The 14,840-nt window shown below is 59.3% G+C and carries 18 protein-coding genes; 3 read left to right on the plus strand and 15 right to left on the minus strand.

All coding sequences use genetic code 11. The features are described from left to right. Positions 1–379: 379 nt before the first annotated feature. The 5 genes from F462_RS12030 to F462_RS12050 all read right to left on the minus strand — a co-directional run bounded on the left by F462_RS12030 (position 380) and on the right by F462_RS12050 (position 5,437). Positions 380–1,513 (minus strand): zinc-dependent alcohol dehydrogenase, encoded by a 1,134-nt coding sequence (locus F462_RS12030; protein ID WP_038054507.1) that lies wholly within the window; start codon positions 1,511–1,513, stop codon positions 380–382. After that, on the minus strand, positions 1,510–2,535 hold the full coding sequence (locus F462_RS12035; protein ID WP_167549488.1) for a methyltransferase: 1,026 nt from the start codon (positions 2,533–2,535) through the stop codon (positions 1,510–1,512). The genes F462_RS12030 and F462_RS12035 overlap by 4 nt, the downstream gene beginning before the upstream one ends. Continuing rightward, complete coding sequence (locus F462_RS13860) at positions 2,532–3,386, minus strand: class I SAM-dependent methyltransferase (protein ID WP_038054513.1); 855 nt, start codon at positions 3,384–3,386, stop codon at positions 2,532–2,534. The genes F462_RS12035 and F462_RS13860 overlap by 4 nt, the downstream gene beginning before the upstream one ends. A gap of 11 nt (positions 3,387–3,397) precedes the next feature. Continuing rightward, positions 3,398–4,279 carry an ATP-grasp domain-containing protein gene (locus tag F462_RS12045; RefSeq protein ID WP_051918128.1) on the minus strand — a complete coding sequence of 294 codons (882 nt, stop codon included), beginning with the start codon at positions 4,277–4,279 and terminating at the stop codon, positions 3,398–3,400. A gap of 216 nt (positions 4,280–4,495) precedes the next feature. Next, the gene (locus tag F462_RS12050) at positions 4,496–5,437 is read right to left on the minus strand and encodes a DUF5996 family protein (RefSeq protein ID WP_038054516.1); all 942 of its coding nucleotides are present in this window, start codon (positions 5,435–5,437) and stop codon (positions 4,496–4,498) included. Between the two features lie 355 nt (positions 5,438–5,792). On the opposite strand from F462_RS12050, the gene F462_RS12055 reads away from it, so the two are divergent. From F462_RS12055 to F462_RS12065, 3 genes are all read left to right on the plus strand, one after another. Then, on the plus strand, positions 5,793–6,155 hold the full coding sequence (locus F462_RS12055; protein WP_038054519.1) for a DUF1622 domain-containing protein: 363 nt from the start codon (positions 5,793–5,795) through the stop codon (positions 6,153–6,155). A gap of 237 nt (positions 6,156–6,392) precedes the next feature. Continuing rightward, positions 6,393–6,854: an META domain-containing protein gene (locus F462_RS12060; RefSeq protein ID WP_244270874.1), complete on the plus strand. Its 462-nt coding sequence runs from the start codon at positions 6,393–6,395 to the stop codon at positions 6,852–6,854. A gap of 68 nt (positions 6,855–6,922) precedes the next feature. After that, positions 6,923–7,615: a transposase gene (locus F462_RS12065; protein ID WP_208854146.1), complete on the plus strand. Its 693-nt coding sequence runs from the start codon at positions 6,923–6,925 to the stop codon at positions 7,613–7,615. 28 nt (positions 7,616–7,643) lie between these two features. Here F462_RS12065 and F462_RS12070 read toward each other — a convergent pair whose 3' ends face one another. The 10 genes from F462_RS12070 to F462_RS12110 all read right to left on the minus strand — a co-directional run bounded on the left by F462_RS12070 (position 7,644) and on the right by F462_RS12110 (position 14,737). After that, positions 7,644–7,952 (minus strand): type II toxin-antitoxin system RelE/ParE family toxin, encoded by a 309-nt coding sequence (locus F462_RS12070; protein WP_038054527.1) that lies wholly within the window; start codon positions 7,950–7,952, stop codon positions 7,644–7,646. Positions 7,953–7,977: 25 nt separating this feature from the next. Then, positions 7,978–8,229, minus strand: coding sequence for a YlcI/YnfO family protein (locus F462_RS12075; protein ID WP_038054529.1), 252 nt, complete (start codon positions 8,227–8,229; stop codon positions 7,978–7,980). Positions 8,230–8,573: 344 nt separating this feature from the next. Continuing rightward, on the minus strand, positions 8,574–8,837 hold the full coding sequence (locus F462_RS12080; RefSeq protein WP_019612481.1) for a Txe/YoeB family addiction module toxin: 264 nt from the start codon (positions 8,835–8,837) through the stop codon (positions 8,574–8,576). Further along, entirely contained in the window at positions 8,834–9,076 is a 243-nt protein-coding gene (locus F462_RS12085; protein ID WP_018139194.1) for a type II toxin-antitoxin system Phd/YefM family antitoxin, read from the minus strand. The genes F462_RS12080 and F462_RS12085 overlap by 4 nt, the downstream gene beginning before the upstream one ends. 330 nt (positions 9,077–9,406) lie before the next feature. Beyond that, complete coding sequence (locus tag F462_RS12090; protein ID WP_038054533.1) at positions 9,407–11,197, minus strand: GmrSD restriction endonuclease domain-containing protein; 1,791 nt, start codon at positions 11,195–11,197, stop codon at positions 9,407–9,409. 145 nt (positions 11,198–11,342) lie between these two features. Further along, on the minus strand, positions 11,343–12,377 hold the full coding sequence (locus tag F462_RS12095) for a nuclease-related domain-containing protein (RefSeq protein WP_038054536.1): 1,035 nt from the start codon (positions 12,375–12,377) through the stop codon (positions 11,343–11,345). An 85-nt stretch (positions 12,378–12,462) separates the two neighbouring features. Further along, on the minus strand, positions 12,463–12,765 hold the full coding sequence (locus F462_RS12100; protein ID WP_244270892.1) for a Txe/YoeB family addiction module toxin: 303 nt from the start codon (positions 12,763–12,765) through the stop codon (positions 12,463–12,465). Then, positions 12,762–13,004, minus strand: coding sequence for a type II toxin-antitoxin system Phd/YefM family antitoxin (locus F462_RS12105; RefSeq protein ID WP_038054538.1), 243 nt, complete (start codon positions 13,002–13,004; stop codon positions 12,762–12,764). The genes F462_RS12100 and F462_RS12105 overlap by 4 nt, the downstream gene beginning before the upstream one ends. Before the next feature lie 462 nt (positions 13,005–13,466). Further along, positions 13,467–14,201: a hypothetical protein gene (locus tag F462_RS13900; RefSeq protein WP_208854147.1), complete on the minus strand. Its 735-nt coding sequence runs from the start codon at positions 14,199–14,201 to the stop codon at positions 13,467–13,469. After that, positions 14,198–14,737 carry a hypothetical protein gene (locus F462_RS12110; protein WP_038054541.1) on the minus strand — a complete coding sequence of 180 codons (540 nt, stop codon included), beginning with the start codon at positions 14,735–14,737 and terminating at the stop codon, positions 14,198–14,200. The genes F462_RS13900 and F462_RS12110 overlap by 4 nt, the downstream gene beginning before the upstream one ends. Between the last annotated feature and the right edge of the window lie 103 nt (positions 14,738–14,840).

Here is a 14,840-nt window from a genome sequence, read left to right on the forward strand (position 1 = left end):
GTTTCCCGGGCGTGGCCATGGGTTAACTGGCATCCTTTCCGCGCAGTGCCTGATCTGCGCGCCGGAAAGTCCGACCGTACTTCCGGTCTCTCGAACGGATCAGGGGCAATAGGCAGGGCTTTCACGTGGGCCACATTTGGTTCTGCAGAAACCGCGCAGCGATTATCCGGGACCTCGGGGGCCGAAGTTCGTCCCGACGTTAGAGGTTCCGGCTCTCCGTTATGCTGACTCCGGGAACGCGGCATGACGCCTGGATGAAGAAGGTGGTTTCATTTCCTCTCATTCTCCCGCTCCATTGATGGCATGCAAGTGTCTTTCCTACAGCGAGTTACGGCGGTCCGACCCCTCCGATGCGCATTGCTGGGGATAACGGAACTGGTCAGGTGGCCGAGAGGTCGATCAGGAGTTTGCAGTGTCCCTGCACGGCGCGCGCCGGATCCTGGAGCAATTCAGCTAGCTCGTCCAGCGAAGAGAGTGTGCCGGTGACGGGAGCCAAGAGTGGCAGTATGCCGTTGCGATGCAGTGCAAGCGCCTGCGCTTGAGGCCCGCCCAGGTGTCCGCGGGAGCCGACCAGCTGGATCGCGTTGGTGATCATGTGGTCCACGTTTTTTAGATGTAGGGGCTGCCCGTTGCGTCCCAGCAGGGCGACCCGGCCTTCCGGCCGGATCGCGGGAAATACCGTATCCAGTACCGACAGATCGCCGGAGCATTCCAGGACCACATCGACGCCGCCACGCAGTGCGTGGTCGAGCTGGTCCGGTGTAGCCACTTCATCGCACCATTGTCGGGCCAGTTCACGGCGCACCCGGAGCGGCTCGATTAGCTGAACATGTGCGGCGTTGTAGCGCCTGCTGGCCGCCAAGGCTGCGTATTGGCCAATGGGCCCGCCACCCAGTACGAGTACCCGATCCGAGGGTCGGATTGCGGTCTTCTCGCATGCAAGCAGGGCGCAGCCGGCGGGTTCGAGGCAGGCAGCAGCCTGAATCTCTTCGTCTGCGAGCGGCGTGGAGGACACATGCAGGGCGAGTACGGCCGGGATATCGGCCACGGTGGCGAACAGCCCGTCGATCTCGGTGCCCAGCAGCCTGGCTTCAGGACACTGGTTGGGGGCTCCCTGTTTGCAGGTGTCGCAGACCCAGCAGGCCTGTATGGACGCAAACGCGACGATGTCGTCCGTCTGCAGATGGTGTACGTCGGTACCGGATTCCAGTACGCGCCCGACACCCTCATGACCAAGGATGCGGCCCTCTGGAGGTAGGTGGGCCGGTGCCGACGAGCGTACGTAACCGGTGTCGCGGTCGCACTCGGTGAGGTGAATGTCGGTGCCGCACAGGCCGGCATACAGCATCTCGACGCGGACATTCTCCGGTGCCAGAGGGCCCAGACCCCGAGGTTCCAGGCTGATCTGCGGGTGACGGTAGCGCTGGTGAGGCGGGGGGTTGGTGGTGCCAGCGACGGGTTCGTCGGTGGCACGCAGAACAATGGCCTGACGTCCGGTGGGGCGAGCACTCATCGCGGCCGGGCCTCGAATAGGGTAAAGGGTGTGGCAGTCCGCTGAGTGGCCGTCACCTGGAACCCTGATGACCTCAGCAGCTCCGTATAAGCCGACAGGCTGCGTTCCTCGCCTCCGGTCACAATCATCATGTGCATGTCCAGCAGGTGCACGGCAGGATCTTCTTGTGGCGAATCGGGCAGCATGCGCTCGATCAGCAGCAGACGCGCCTCGGCCGGCATCGCGTTTCGACACGCTTCGAGGATTTTCCGGACATGTGCGTCGTCCCAGTCGTGCAGGATGCTCTTCAGAATGTAGACATCGGCCCGTACCGGGATAGCGGTGAAAAAGTCCCCGGCCATGCAGTCGAACGGCGTGAGCGAATCGCCCTGGCAGTACCCCTCGCCAAGCGCCTGTATTACGTGGGGTTGCTCGAAAAGGGTGGCCCGCAGCGCGGGTGCAGCGGTCCGCAAGGCCGCCAAAAGCGCCCCGGAACCGCCTCCGACGTCGACTACGTGTTCGTCCCCTTCGAGCGGAAGGTCCGGAGCAAGGTGCTGGGCGTGCGACCGGGTTTCGTATGTCAGCCAGCGATCAAAGAGTTCGCCCGTAGCGGGGTTGCGTTTGCGGTATTCCCAGGGCGAACAGCGATGGACCTGCTCGAACGCGGTGGTGGCGCATGCCGTGCCAATGTCGAGGGAAAACCAGGGGTCGGCAAACTGTTCCACGGCGAGCAATACGCGTTCGCGCAGGCCCGATCCGGATTCGGCGGTCAGGCGGTGTCCCCGGGTGGTCAGGCCAAACTTTCCCGATGCCTCTTCGGTACAGATGCCGAGAGCGATCAGTGCCTTGAGCAATCGCAGTAGGCGTGGGCGGTCTGTATCAAGGACCCGCGCCAGGTCCTGCGCGGTTGCCGGCTGCTCGGCCAGGAGGTCGGCAAGCCGCAGGCGTACGGTGGCGCAGAGCAGTGCCGTGGTCTGATAGCCATCGATCATTGATTCCAGGTCACGGTCGTCGATCGCGGATGGCATGGGTGTTTGGCTCACGTACCACGCCGGAAGGCGACCACTGGGCAACGTTCGCTCAGTGCGTAGTCGGCTTGCAGTGTGGTCTGCCATTCGAAACCGGCATCGGCAAACAGCCTCAGCACATAGTTGATGCCGGTGAAATGATAGGAAGCCGGCGACCCTCGGTAGGCATCGATTACGCGTAGGTGATCGGTCGACCAGCCCAGATGTCCCGCCAGTTTGGACCATTCGCCGTCTGCGAGATTCGCCAGGGTCTGCCAGACATCGGCCAGGTTTACTCCCCACTCCGGGGATTCCTGTAATGCCATACCCAACCGCAGCTTCAGGACGTTCAGGTCCCGGATGTCTCCAGACATCAGGTCTTGCAGTACGTCATCCGTTGTTTCGGGGACCGCAGGCAAGGCGAACAGCCGGAAGGCAATCAATCCGCCCGGGACAACAATGTGGGCGAGGTGCTCTGCCAGTTGTCTCTGACCCTCGGGGTGATCCAGCAGGTGCAGCCCCCCATCGCACAGAGCGATGTCGATGTTTGCGCGTTCGAGTCCGGTCTCGCGCCAGTCGGCCAACATGACGTTGCTGGAATCGCCCGGCCAGATCGCATCAATCATCGCCGGGGTTCGGTCCACGGCCAGGACAGGCCGCTGGGGTGACCACGGCAGGTTGTAGAGCTCAGGGGTAACCCCGAGGATCAGCCCTTGAGGTCGCTGGCTCGAATGCTGCGCCTGCCAGCGTTCCATTACCTGCGAGAAATGTCCGATGTCGGCGGCGCAGGGTCGCAGGGGCGACCCGATCTGTCGCCAGTCGGCGGCCACGTTGCGCCACTGGCCCGGTGCATCCCGGACGGCAGACGGTGAGTAGGATGTGTGCACCGAGCCTCGCCTCATGCGTCAGCCTTGGTACACGCTGCCATGGTCTGCGCGTCGATCAGGGATTCAAAGCCATCCGTCAGGCGCCGGACCTGCTCGGCGAAGGAACCGAGCATCTCCGGAGGGCGACCCGGGGTCTTGTTGGCATCCAGCAGCGTGACTTCCCCATCATGGACAACGAAGTCGAACTTGCCGTAATCAAATCCCAGTTCCTGCCGCAGTTCGCGCAGGCGATGCGGTACCTCGACCGCCCTCGCGTCGCGGACCGAATGGCCCTTGAGAATCGGTACTCCCGAGACATAGCGCATACAGCGTTCCTGATCTCCGAGAAATAGCCAGAAGCGTAGTGCAAAACCGTTCGGATCCGGCTCGGGAATGAAACGTTCGACGACCGCGCGGGCGTCGCGCAGTGTCTGCTCTGGAATGGCATCACGATGAGGATAAACGCGATACTGGCCGAATGCTCGTACCAGCGGGAAGGGCGCGCGTTTCAGTCTGATTCGGGCAGCGCGGTTCAGCCGTACCTCTGGGGTGCCCGCGCAGTTCAGGTCGGATTTGACGACCACCGGGCCCGACCAGTCCATATCGGGGCGCAGGAGCGCCCCGCTGATGACTCGTTTCGAGATGTCGGTCGGCAACAGGTTGAGGCAGCGGGGATACTGACTTGCGAGTGCGGTGTATTCGGCCGGTACACGAGTGGCGTTTACATGCAGCAAGGCCAGGTCGGCATGCTGTGGCGCCCCCCTGGTCCCCTTTTGCACATGAATCTCGTGTCCGCGCCGTTGAAGCTCCTCGATGATATCGACGATCAGGTAGCAGGGCCTCCACTTCCACCGTTTTGGGCTCCACCGGTACAGCCGGTCGTGCTGATGGATGATGAGGACGAGACGTGCCATCTATCGCACTCTGCTGAGTCTACGTGTCGGTGTCCAGTATGCACCCTCGGAGCCGTTCCCCGACGTGTGAGAATCCACGGCGGCGCTGCCTGGGTTGGGTGACTGATGAAACAGGCGGGCTTTCCTGTCATACAGCTGTTCCAGCGGATCCCCTGGAACTGCGCGGTGCCTGGGACGATACAGAAAGAATGGTGTCCTATTTAGCTAGCCCTGTTGCTACTTCGAGTTGGGATGGACGAACTCGAGGTCTCCGCGGTCCCAGCGGCCATTGTCGGCAGCCGCCTGGTAGGTGCTCTGCAGAAAGCTCAGCAGCACAGCATCGGGATCGGCCGACGTTCGAACAGCGTCGAATGGCAGGATGTATTCTCCGAGGCTCTCGTGGAAACGGGCGGCCGCGGGCTGGATGGCGGCGTCGCGATACCCGTCAGGTTCCGGGTAGGCGTACGCATAGAAAGCCGCTTCACCCAGTCCCGTGCCGGGCCAGAAGCCGGCGCTGGCCAGCTCATGGGAATACGCCTCCTCCATCACCCAGTCGGCACAGTTGGGGGCACCGCCGGGATGCGTCGGCGCCTCGCGACCGGAAAAGCGTGTGACCGCCAGATCGAACGCACCCCAAAAAAAGTGCACGGGGCTGCACTTCCCCAGAAAGCCCGCGCGGAACTCCGAGAAAACCCTGTTTGCCTGTGCCAGTGCCTTCCAGAAAGTGTGGATGGCATGCCGATCGTAGCTGCGGTTTCGCGTGTTCCTGGCAAAGGGGATGGCTTCTGGTACCTCCACCGGGCGCGCGAGGATGTGTACGTGAATGCCGAGGAACGTAAGTGCATCAAAGAGCTTTTCATGGAAATCGGCAACGCTCATCGGTTCCAGCGAAAAGAGCACCTTGCGGCCGTTCGATGTGGCGATCACCAGTTGGTGCGCGACGAAATCGAAGTCAATGGTGAAGGTCCACCCCTGGTAGGGAATCGGCGATGTCGTCAACCCGGTGCTGGTGACATACAGCGTGGAACCCCACGAGTGATTCACCCAGGGCCCCTGTTCGAGCCGGATCTTGCCCACAATCTGTGTCCACATGTGGACCGTGGTGCAGGTGTCCTCCCACTGATCAAGGGGTGGGAGCTCGGGCCAATGGGTATGTCCATTCTGCGAGCGGGCGGGCATGAGATCCTCCGGGGGCGGATTCGGGGCCATTGCGAATCGAGCGAAAGCGTTGGCAAAAGGGTTCGCCCACCAGTCTCGAGGAACCCACGAGGCCACCCTGAGGAGTGTAGACCCACGCGAAGGGCTTGCTGTCGGACGTCTCGCTTGTGATCCCGGCCGCGTAAGACGCTGGTGTTCCGCCCAGCAGGCCGCTTTTTTCGAGGCCGTCAAATGTGAGCTGAATGGCCTGCGAAATTCAAAGGCAGACCTCGGAGCCCTCACAGGTCCGAAAGACTCCTGGCGGGTCAACATTGGGCGACGACCAACAGCCGGCAGTAGACTTGCCGCAAATCGCTGACCAGAAAAGGATGCGGACATGACCGATGTCTTACTTCAGATCGCCAACGCACTGGTACTAGGGCTCGAAGCAGTCGGCATCGCCGTGATCATAGGTGGATTCGTTCTGGCAACAGTGGTTTGGCTGGTGAACATGCGCCGCATGAGCACACACGAGGCCTACGTCGATTATCGCCGTCGCAGCGTGCGCGGCCTGATTCTCGGACTGGAGTTCCTGGTTGCGGCCGACATCATCATGACCGTTGCGATCGAGTACTCCATGGAGAACGTACTCATGCTGGCCCTGATTATTCTCATACGCACACTGTTAGTGTTTGCCCTGCACCTGGAGATCGAGGGCCGACTCCCGTGGACCCAGTCGGAGTACGATAGCAAGACCTGACCAGCTCAGTTAAACGTGACAAAAGCTAAACGGGGACAGATTTATTTCCGAAAATCCAGTTTCGACAGCAAGTTACCGTGGACCGACTCCGTCATTAGTCGTATGAGAAATAAATGTTTCTGCGTTTCCGAAGATGATCTGGGACTCCCGGACTCCGTATGCTTTCGTTGAACGCCATCGCTTATGTGGAACGTTGTGCCTCTGTGTGGTCTTATTGGGCTCGTGAATGGTAATGGAGTGCTTGCGTTGAAACCGAAGCTAATTTTCATAGGTTTTTTAGCTGCCATGTTGCTCTTGGTCGGGTGTGCCGGGGTTGATACTCCGTCAGACGGGAGCACCGGCGCCGAGCGTCTGGAAAATACGTACTGGAAACTGGTGACCGTGGGCGAGCATGAGGCGGTGGCTACAGAAGAGGCGCGCGAGGCACACTTGGTGCTGCACGCTGAAGATGCTCGCCTTGCAGGCTCCACGGGTTGCAACCGCCTGATGGGTGGGTATGAGCTTGATCGCGACCAACTAAGCTTTGACCAGGTAGCTACCACCATGATGGCTTGTCCCGCCGGCATGATGGAGCTCGAGAGAAAATTTCTCGATGTTCTAGGCGACGTCGCCAGCTGGCAGGTCGACGGCGAAATCTTGACGCTCATCGATGGCGACGGCGAGGCGCGTGCTCGTTTCGAGGCGGTGCATCTACACTGATTTAAGGTTAAACGGGGACAGATTTATTTTCGGCTGCGAGGATGAGGCAGCGATGCAGGAGGAGAGGTATGCCAAGGATGGCGCGAGTGGTGTTGCCGCATATGCCGCACCATGTGGTGCAGCGGGGGCACAATCGGCAGATCGTGTTTGCGGAGGACGAGGATTACGAGCGGTACCTGGAAGACCTGCGCGAACTGAGTAGTGCGCTGGACATTCGGGTGTACGCGTACTGCCTGATGTCCAACCACGTGCACCTGTTGCTGGGGCCAGGCGAAGAAGTGGCTGCAATGGGCCGATTGATGAAGGCATTGGCGGCGCATGCCACGCGGTATCGCAATCGACTGGAAGGGCGCTCCGGTACGTTGTGGGAAGGGCGCTACAAGTCCAGCCCGGTGCAGACAGAGACGTATCTTCTGGCTTGTACGCGCTACATCGAGTTGAACCCCGTACGAGCGCAAATGGTTCCGGCCGCCGGAGAGTACCCCTGGTCCAGCTTCCGCCAGCGCATGGGTGAGGCGGAATGCTGGATCGATCTCGACTCGGCGTATTGCGAGCTCGCGGATGACAACGCCGAACGACGTGTCCGGTATGCGCGGTTCGTGGAGCAGGGCGTCCCGAAGCAGGAGCTGTCGCTGATGCGCGAGGCGCTGCAGCGCGGCCAACTTACCGGCAACCAGCGTTTTGTGGATTTGGTGGAGCAGGTCATCGGCTGTCGCATTGAGCGGCGGCGTCCAGGCCGTCCGCCCTCACGTCAGGCATGAGAAATAAATCTGTCCCCGTTTTTCCCCGTCATTCGCCGCCGAAATAGTCGTCCTCGCGCTGGTGCCGAAACGCCAGCAGGGTGACCGTCTCGGCATCGTCGATCTCGAACAGGGCAACATAACCCGAGCGCCCAAACGGGATCAGGAGTTCGCGGATGCGGGGGCGGGAGGCGTCGGGCATGCGGCAGCTCAGCGGAAAGCGCTCCAGTAGCGACACCGCCTCGCCGATGGCGGTTCGGGCATGGGCCGCGGCCGCCGGGTCCCTCTCCGAGAGGAACGCGACGAGCCGCAGGAGATCTCCGCGAGCCTGCGCTGTAAATCGTACCGAGTAACTCATCCTTGAGACTCCAGTGGGGCGGCTACTACTTACTTAACAGACGGTCGAGATCGTCAAGCACCGATTGGGCCGGAAAGTACTCATCCGCTTCCCGGGCACTGCGCGCGGATTCCAGACCGCGCGCCAGGAACTCGGCTCGGGCTTGTCGGCGGTCAATCTCGTGGCGAACGGCATCCTCGATAAAGGCTGACAGCGTTTCTCCCTCGCCAAGGGCCTGCTCCACCTGATGCCGAAAACCACCGCTGACCCGAAGGGCCGGTAACGTCGAGTTTTTCATACCGCGTCTCCGCAAGGACCTTCACGGAGTGTATCGCAAATGCAATACCGCGCGCATCAGCGGACCAGTCCTCGCCATTCGTCTCCCTGGTTCACTGAGAGTATCCAGGGTGCCGTGAAGGTCCATTACTCCCTGAAAAACCCGACCCCCGTGGAAGCACTCCCACCAAAGCCAGACGTTGACACACCCCTCGTCCAGTAGGCGTCCGGCGGGGCAGGCGTTAGTATCAGCGATCTCGGTTCTCCGCCTCGCTCCGGCGGAGATGACGTTCTGGCCGCGGAAAAATCAAGCGGAAAAATAAATCTGTCCCCGTTTCCGCGTCTCCACGGGATCGTGTAGCCGGGTTACTCGTAGTGGCTCCATAAACGAATCACCTTGACCACTCTCTCGTCTTCAAGCACCTGGTACACAAGCCGGTGCTGAATATTGATGCGCCGCGAGTACGCGCCGGAGAGATCACCCACCAGCTTCTCGAAGGGTGGGGGTTTTCGATACGGATCTTCCGCGATCAACGTCAGCAGTTCCTGTGCCTTCGGCTTCAGGCCGCTGGCCGCCAGCTTCTTCGCATCCTTTTGAGCCTGCCGGGTGTAGACCAACTTCCATGTCACCAATCCAGCTCCTCGTGGCATTCATCCGCCGGAGTGTCCATGCCCTCGCGGATCGACTCGCGCATCCCCGGCACCGATAGCAGGTACAGGGTCTCCTGAATGGCCGACCAGTCCGACTCGGATAGCAGGACTGCGTTGTTCCGCTTGCCGGTGATCACAATCGGCTCGTGGGATTCCGCCGTTTCGTCGATCAGCCGGTAGAGGTTGCTGCGCGCCTCTGTAGCCGTAATTCCCGTCATGGCGCACCTCGCAAGTGTGTGGGCTTCGGCTAAGAGTACGCGTTCGCGTACGTCCCGTAAAGCGTACGGGTATTCCGTCACCGCCAGACACCTCAGAAACTGCGGCAACCGTTCGGATCGTTCCAGGAATTGTCCTTTCGACCAGCCTGCAACGCCATCCCGGAAACCGCAAAGCGGTTATCCGGGATCTCGGCCGGCGGGGTAGGCGTTAGCGTCAGCGATCTCGATTCTCCGCCTTGCTCCGGCCGGGAGGACGTTCTGGCCGCGGAAAAATAAATCTGTCCCCGTTTTTCCTCCGAAAGGTAGACCCCAAAGCCCCTGACGTTATCGTCACAGCGCCTCGTAATACCGGCGGATTAGGGCGGCCATTAGTTTGCGGCGTGCCTCGAGGAATTCCTGGTAGTTGTCGGCGGAAACGTCGTCGATAAACTCGGGTATGGCGTTCTCGGCCAGATTCGCCTGGAGATCTTCCTCGTTCGTGATCTCGCCCAACCGAAGGTTGCCGGTTGCAATCTGCTCGGATACCCACGCCATATACTCCCGGGGCGGGCGGTCCTTGATCGTGATATTGATGGGAGTCTCGGTGAGCGCGAAATTGGCGACTTGGTTGTAATCTCCCTGCTTGGGAAATCCATTCTGAATCAGGTGGTTTTTCGGCACGATATGGTGCAGGTCACCGTGACCTTCGATCATCTGTGCGACATTGACGGACTTGGACAGGAAGCCGCGGCCGCCGTTGTTAACCCGTGCCGCGAGGTACGTCTGAAAAGCTGGATTACGCCTGCTGGGCGTGTGGAGCTCCTGGGGAAGGGCTACATTCCAGAATCCTTCGCCAAGGAGGGACTCCTCAAGTATTTCCAGGTAACGCCCGGCGCCAGTTTCGCGGATACGCCTGAGGTCAGTTTCCCAGGTCGACTCGAAGCTTCCTACAGCGCGCCCCGAGAGCAGGCTGAGCACAAACCAGCGCTTAACGATCCGAGAGCGTTGTCCTTCGGTCAGCTCGCCATCCTGCCGTAACAGCAGGTACAGGGCGTAGGCGAAGTTCAGCGCGTTCTTCGAGCCGATCATGCTGGAGTCAATGAACCCAGCGGACTTGATCATCATCACGAAGCGTTCGAAGTGAGTCTTACTCACCAGCTGATCCAGCGCTTGCCCGAATCGCTCGTAGGCGCCAGGGATCCGAGATTCATCGATCCTTCGGGTTTCGGGGTCTAGTCCGGAGAGTTCGCTCACGATTGCGCCGGCCTTGCCTCGATTGAACCCGACCAATCCGGTAATACGGATCACATCGGTGTACTCGGGCTGGAAGAGCTCGTCGGATTGGTTTCGGAGCCACTGGATCTTGTTCAGATGCTCCGTGGCGGCGAACTCTTCGTCGTTCTCCTTGATGTCCGAGAAGGCGTGTCCGGCCACCGCCAGGTGACAGAAGTAGTCGATCAGCTTTCGGAGATTTCGGCCTTCGTCACCGTAGGTGGCGATCTTGCTCATCACGAAATCGGCGCTCGAAAGAGGGACGCCCTTGGCATTGATGCGGACGAAGATCTCGGCCACTGTTTCCACATCCAGATCATCCGCCAGCGAGATCACGCCGACCTGAGCGTGCTCGATTGCCGCGAGCTTGGTTACCGACTCCTCGACCTTGTGCTGGTCAGCATCCGGATTTTTCTCGAAGTAACTGCGCAGAAAGGTTAGCTGGCTCGTGCCCGAGTAGAACTCGCTGATATCGTGGATCCACAAGCTGCTCTTTCGGATCGCGGGCGTCTGCGTCGCGAACTCCTCGGTAAGAGGATTAAAGGAGATCGCAATGCGCTTTCTCTGATATCGCGTACCGACAACCGCCTGGCCCGCAATCGCAGCGCGGAGGGCTGTTACGCGCTGTTGCCCATCGATCAGAATCTGCTGATGCGCAGCGACTTCTCCCCCCTTGAGCTTCGCGCCAACCGACTGCCAGGTGATCAGATAGCCGACCGGGTAGCCGTTGTAGAGGGAATCCAGAAGGTCTCGAACCTGCCACGTCTTCCAGACAAATGGCCGCTGTAGTTCCGGAATCGCGATCTTGTCGGTTCGCACGTCAGCCAGCACCTGGCTTACCGCAGTTTGCTTCACTTCATATTTTGCCATTCGTATCGCCTTGTACTTGATGCGGGTTACACAGGTACGGCTCAGAAATACGAGTCCGGCGGTGTCCCCCCGGGGGCAAAGCCGCAACCGTTAACGCCCGTTTGTAGCCGCTTTTCAGGTTCCAGGATTTGTCGAAGTCAGGATGCTACTGCTCGGCGGAACTGCTAGGTTGCTCGAATACCACCCATTCGTGGGCGCAGTCCTGGCAGGCGCTGGTGTAGGTCGGGCCGGATTTGGTCACTCGGACCTTGCGGGACTGGCAGGCCGGGCAGGGGACCTTCATTGACGTATTCGTGCCGCAGGAGTCGCAGCGCACGTAGTATCCGTATTTGCCGTACATGCCGGTCAGCTTGTCTTGCTTGCCGCATTTCTTGCAGGCGAGGGTGGAGGCCTGACTCGGGCTCGTAGCCGGTGAGGGCGTGGCTTGTTTGGGCTGCGGTTTCGGCGTCGACGGTCGCTGCGTCTTTGGTGCTGGCTCGAACTTAACGGAAGGGGGCCGCTCATGTACCTGCGGGGCCGGCTCGGCCACGGCCGAAGTATTCGCGCTTGGCCCGAGGTGGCTTTGGAGCAGGAAGTCGCCGATGCCTTCGATTTCCTTCTGGCTGAATCTCGGCCGGGCGGTCACCAGCCCCTTCGCTCGTGAGCCCACCAGTTCGCGTACCTTTTCCGCGACGAACTCGCTCTTCACCACGCGGTTGGCGATCGGACGGGGCATCTCATCGCGATGCAGGATCGCGCTGCTGGATACGGCGCAGAGCGTCCTCCAGTCCCGTCCGCCAATCTGGGTCTGGAGGCCCAGCAGTCGGCCGAGAAACTTCTCCACGTTCTGGCGAAGGAGATCCTTGACCAGGGCCTCCTGCAGCTCCGCCTGCCGCACAGGGGAGGGCATTCCGTACCAGTCGCCGCGGTAGCTACGCGACCACTCCCCATGGCCGTTCACCTTCACCTCGCCGTAGATGCTCTTTGACTCGATGATGACCAGCCCGTAGGGATGCACCACCAGATGATCGATCTGCGCGCGCTCCCCGTTATGCTCGATGCGCAGGTCGTTGATGATCCGCACGGTCTCATCGTCGCCAAATTCACGTCGCAGGTAGAACGCTACGTCCTGTTCCTGCTGGTGCCCGGCCTTTGAGCGTTCATCCTGGCCGATTGAGCCGTCCTTCTCCTTAAGAATCATCGAATCTCCTGAGTTGAGCCGTACAGCTTCTCCGTCGTCGCCTTACACGATTTGCGCTAGGCACCCCCAGCGGCCGACTTCAGCGTCAAAATGGGCGCTTTAAGGCGTTGAACAAGCCTTCAGGGGACGTTAATCGTCTGCAATACAGATGGTTGCCGTGGTCCGACCCCGCTGTTCCCACCTGGTACACAAGCCGGTGCTGAATATTGATGCGCCGCGAGTACGCGCCGGAGAGATCACCCACCAGCTTCTCGAAGGGTGGGGGTTTTCGATACGGATCTTCCGCGATCAACGTCAGCAGCTCCTGTGCCTTCGGCTTCAGGCCGCTGGCCGCCAGCTTCTTCGCATCCTTTTGGGCCTGTCGGGTGTAGACCAACTTCCATGTCACCAATCCAGCTCCTCTTGGCATTCATCCGCCGGAGTATCCATGCCCTCGCGGATCGACTCGCGCATCCCCGGCACCGATAGCAGGTACAGGGTCTCCTGAATGGCCGACCGGTCCGACTCGGATAGCAGGACTGCGTTGTTCCGCTTGCCGGTGATCACAATCGGCTCATGGGATTCCGCTGTTTCGTCGATCAGTCGGTAGAGGTTGCTGCGCGCCTCTGTAGCCGTAATTCCCGTCATGGCGCACCTCGCAAGTGTGTGGGCTTCGACCAAGAGTACGCCTTGGCGTACGTTCCGTAAACCGTACGGGTACCCCGTCACTGCCAGAGACCGCAGAAACTGCGGCAACGGGTCGGGTCCTTCCAGGAATTATCCTTTCGCCCAGCCTGTAAGGTCATTCCGGAAACCGCGCAGCGGTTATTCGGGATCTCGAGCGCCGGGGCAGAAGCGGACACCAGAGATCCCCGCTCTACGCTTCGCTCCGGCTGGGATGACGGTCTGCCGCCAGGGAGAAGATGGGTGTCCTCTTTCTCTTTTGGAAGAGAAAATAAATCTGTCCCCTTTTTGGTCATTCTCCGCTTCGCTCCGGCCGGGATCACGTTCTGGCCGCGGAAAAATAAATCTGTCCCCGTTTTTCGCTGCGCTTCGCTCCGGCCGGGACGACGGTGTGGCGCCTCGAAGAAGATGGGTGTCCTCTTCCTCTCACGCACTGAACTTGGAAAATATGTTTAGCAAAAGAACTTCAACATGCGCCGAGACCTTAGATTCGCCAATCTCAAGTGAATTTGGGTGCCCGCAGCTATTTCTCAGGCGTAGGCAACCTTCAAGCTCCTGCTTGACATTCTTCCCTATGACTGACAGTGCCTCAAGAATATTTAGGAAATCAAATTCTTTCATTTTCCCAAGATCGTCTGAGTTTTTAGCGGGCTTCCACCTACTATCGCGCCGGGCAGCCTCTGCGTTGAACTCGCTAAGCTTCGCAGAAACAACATGATTGTGCAGAACCGAGATCGCACCAACCCATGAAAGGACAACAGCTGCTCTAAGCTGTCCATTCTCATAACATTCAATAGCCTCTTCCAAAAATGACTTAGTGTCTGGATTGGAAATATTTGGCAAATGCTGTCTTAACGAAGACGCAATAATGGGCACACCACTATATGCGGAAGGCCCGACTATATCTGCGATAACCTTCCTACCATCCGTAGTTAGCTCCCATCCATCATCGGTTCTAACTGCCAGCCCTTTACTACCACCTAATATCGCAGAGAAATTCCATTTCTGGGCAGCCCTAAGCCCTGAACTCGTAGCAAGTGCCTTCAAGTCTCTAACTTGCTTTGGAGTATCGGAATCTACAGCCAAACAGATCAGCACCTTTTCTAGACGGTTGTATTCCTTGGCTGCCAACAAATCTTTTAGCCGAGACTTATCTATCAATTCTCAGCTCCTAGCATTTCTTCAATCTTCTCTATCCCTGCTTTCGTGATCTTGTACTTTTTCCGAGCCTGCTTAGAGCTGCCGGATTTTTTTAGCTGAATAGCTAGCTGAGGCTTCGCAGCCATTAACGAATCGAATTTTTGGTTAATGTTAACGATTGAATGCCCAAGATCCCTCAGATCCTTATTTAATTTTGCAGACGTGATCTCATTGTCAGAGCATACGACTTGATGCCAATAGCCAGCCACCAATACTTTATAAGCCTCAGAAGAAGGATTTGCCTGAGCAAAGAGCTCTGCGAAAGAGTCAAATTCTTCGGTGCCTTCGCTGGGGCTAGCGCCGCCAACCTCTGACCCTTGCTCATCATTGCCTAAACTTTCGTCTGCCTGGTCAAATGCCCCTTTCTTCAGGCTTCCAGTCATGCCTGAGATACCGAAACGGTCAGCAGCCCAACGAAGCACGCGAGCCTTTGCGGCGTCATCTAGCTCTCCGAGAGCATCTGAGATTGATGCCATTGCTTGGATTTCTTGATCCACTAGATTCTCCTTCTTCTTGTATGCCTAACGCCTAAGCTCAGTTGCCGCCGGAGCGCGAAGCGCGGAGGGAACTCGAAACGCGACAGCGTTTCGGGCGGTCAAC

Origin of the sequence: Thioalkalivibrio sp. ALJ1, from assembly GCF_000745395.1 — a bacterium.
In the GTDB taxonomy this organism is placed as follows: domain Bacteria; phylum Pseudomonadota; class Gammaproteobacteria; order Ectothiorhodospirales; family Ectothiorhodospiraceae; genus Thioalkalivibrio.

Coding starts and splice junctions, on each gene's coding strand:
- F462_RS12090 (WP_038054533.1), bottom strand. CDS start 11,197: ATGGCAAAATATGAAGTGAAGCAAACTGCGGTAAGCCAGGTGCTGGCT.
- F462_RS12095 (WP_038054536.1), bottom strand. CDS start 12,377: ATGATTCTTAAGGAGAAGGACGGCTCAATCGGCCAGGATGAACGCTCA.
- F462_RS12050 (WP_038054516.1), bottom strand. CDS start 5,437: ATGCCCGCCCGCTCGCAGAATGGACATACCCATTGGCCCGAGCTCCCA.
- F462_RS12070 (WP_038054527.1), bottom strand. CDS start 7,952: ATGAGTTACTCGGTACGATTTACAGCGCAGGCTCGCGGAGATCTCCTG.
- F462_RS12030 (WP_038054507.1), bottom strand. CDS start 1,513: ATGAGTGCTCGCCCCACCGGACGTCAGGCCATTGTTCTGCGTGCCACC.
- F462_RS12075 (WP_038054529.1), bottom strand. CDS start 8,229: ATGAAAAACTCGACGTTACCGGCCCTTCGGGTCAGCGGTGGTTTTCGG.
- F462_RS12055 (WP_038054519.1), top strand. CDS start 5,793: ATGACCGATGTCTTACTTCAGATCGCCAACGCACTGGTACTAGGGCTC.
- F462_RS12065 (WP_208854146.1), top strand. CDS start 6,923: ATGCCAAGGATGGCGCGAGTGGTGTTGCCGCATATGCCGCACCATGTG.
- F462_RS12045 (WP_051918128.1), bottom strand. CDS start 4,279: ATGGCACGTCTCGTCCTCATCATCCATCAGCACGACCGGCTGTACCGG.
- F462_RS12085 (WP_018139194.1), bottom strand. CDS start 9,076: ATGACGGGAATTACGGCTACAGAGGCGCGCAGCAACCTCTACCGGCTG.
- F462_RS12105 (WP_038054538.1), bottom strand. CDS start 13,004: ATGACGGGAATTACGGCTACAGAGGCGCGCAGCAACCTCTACCGACTG.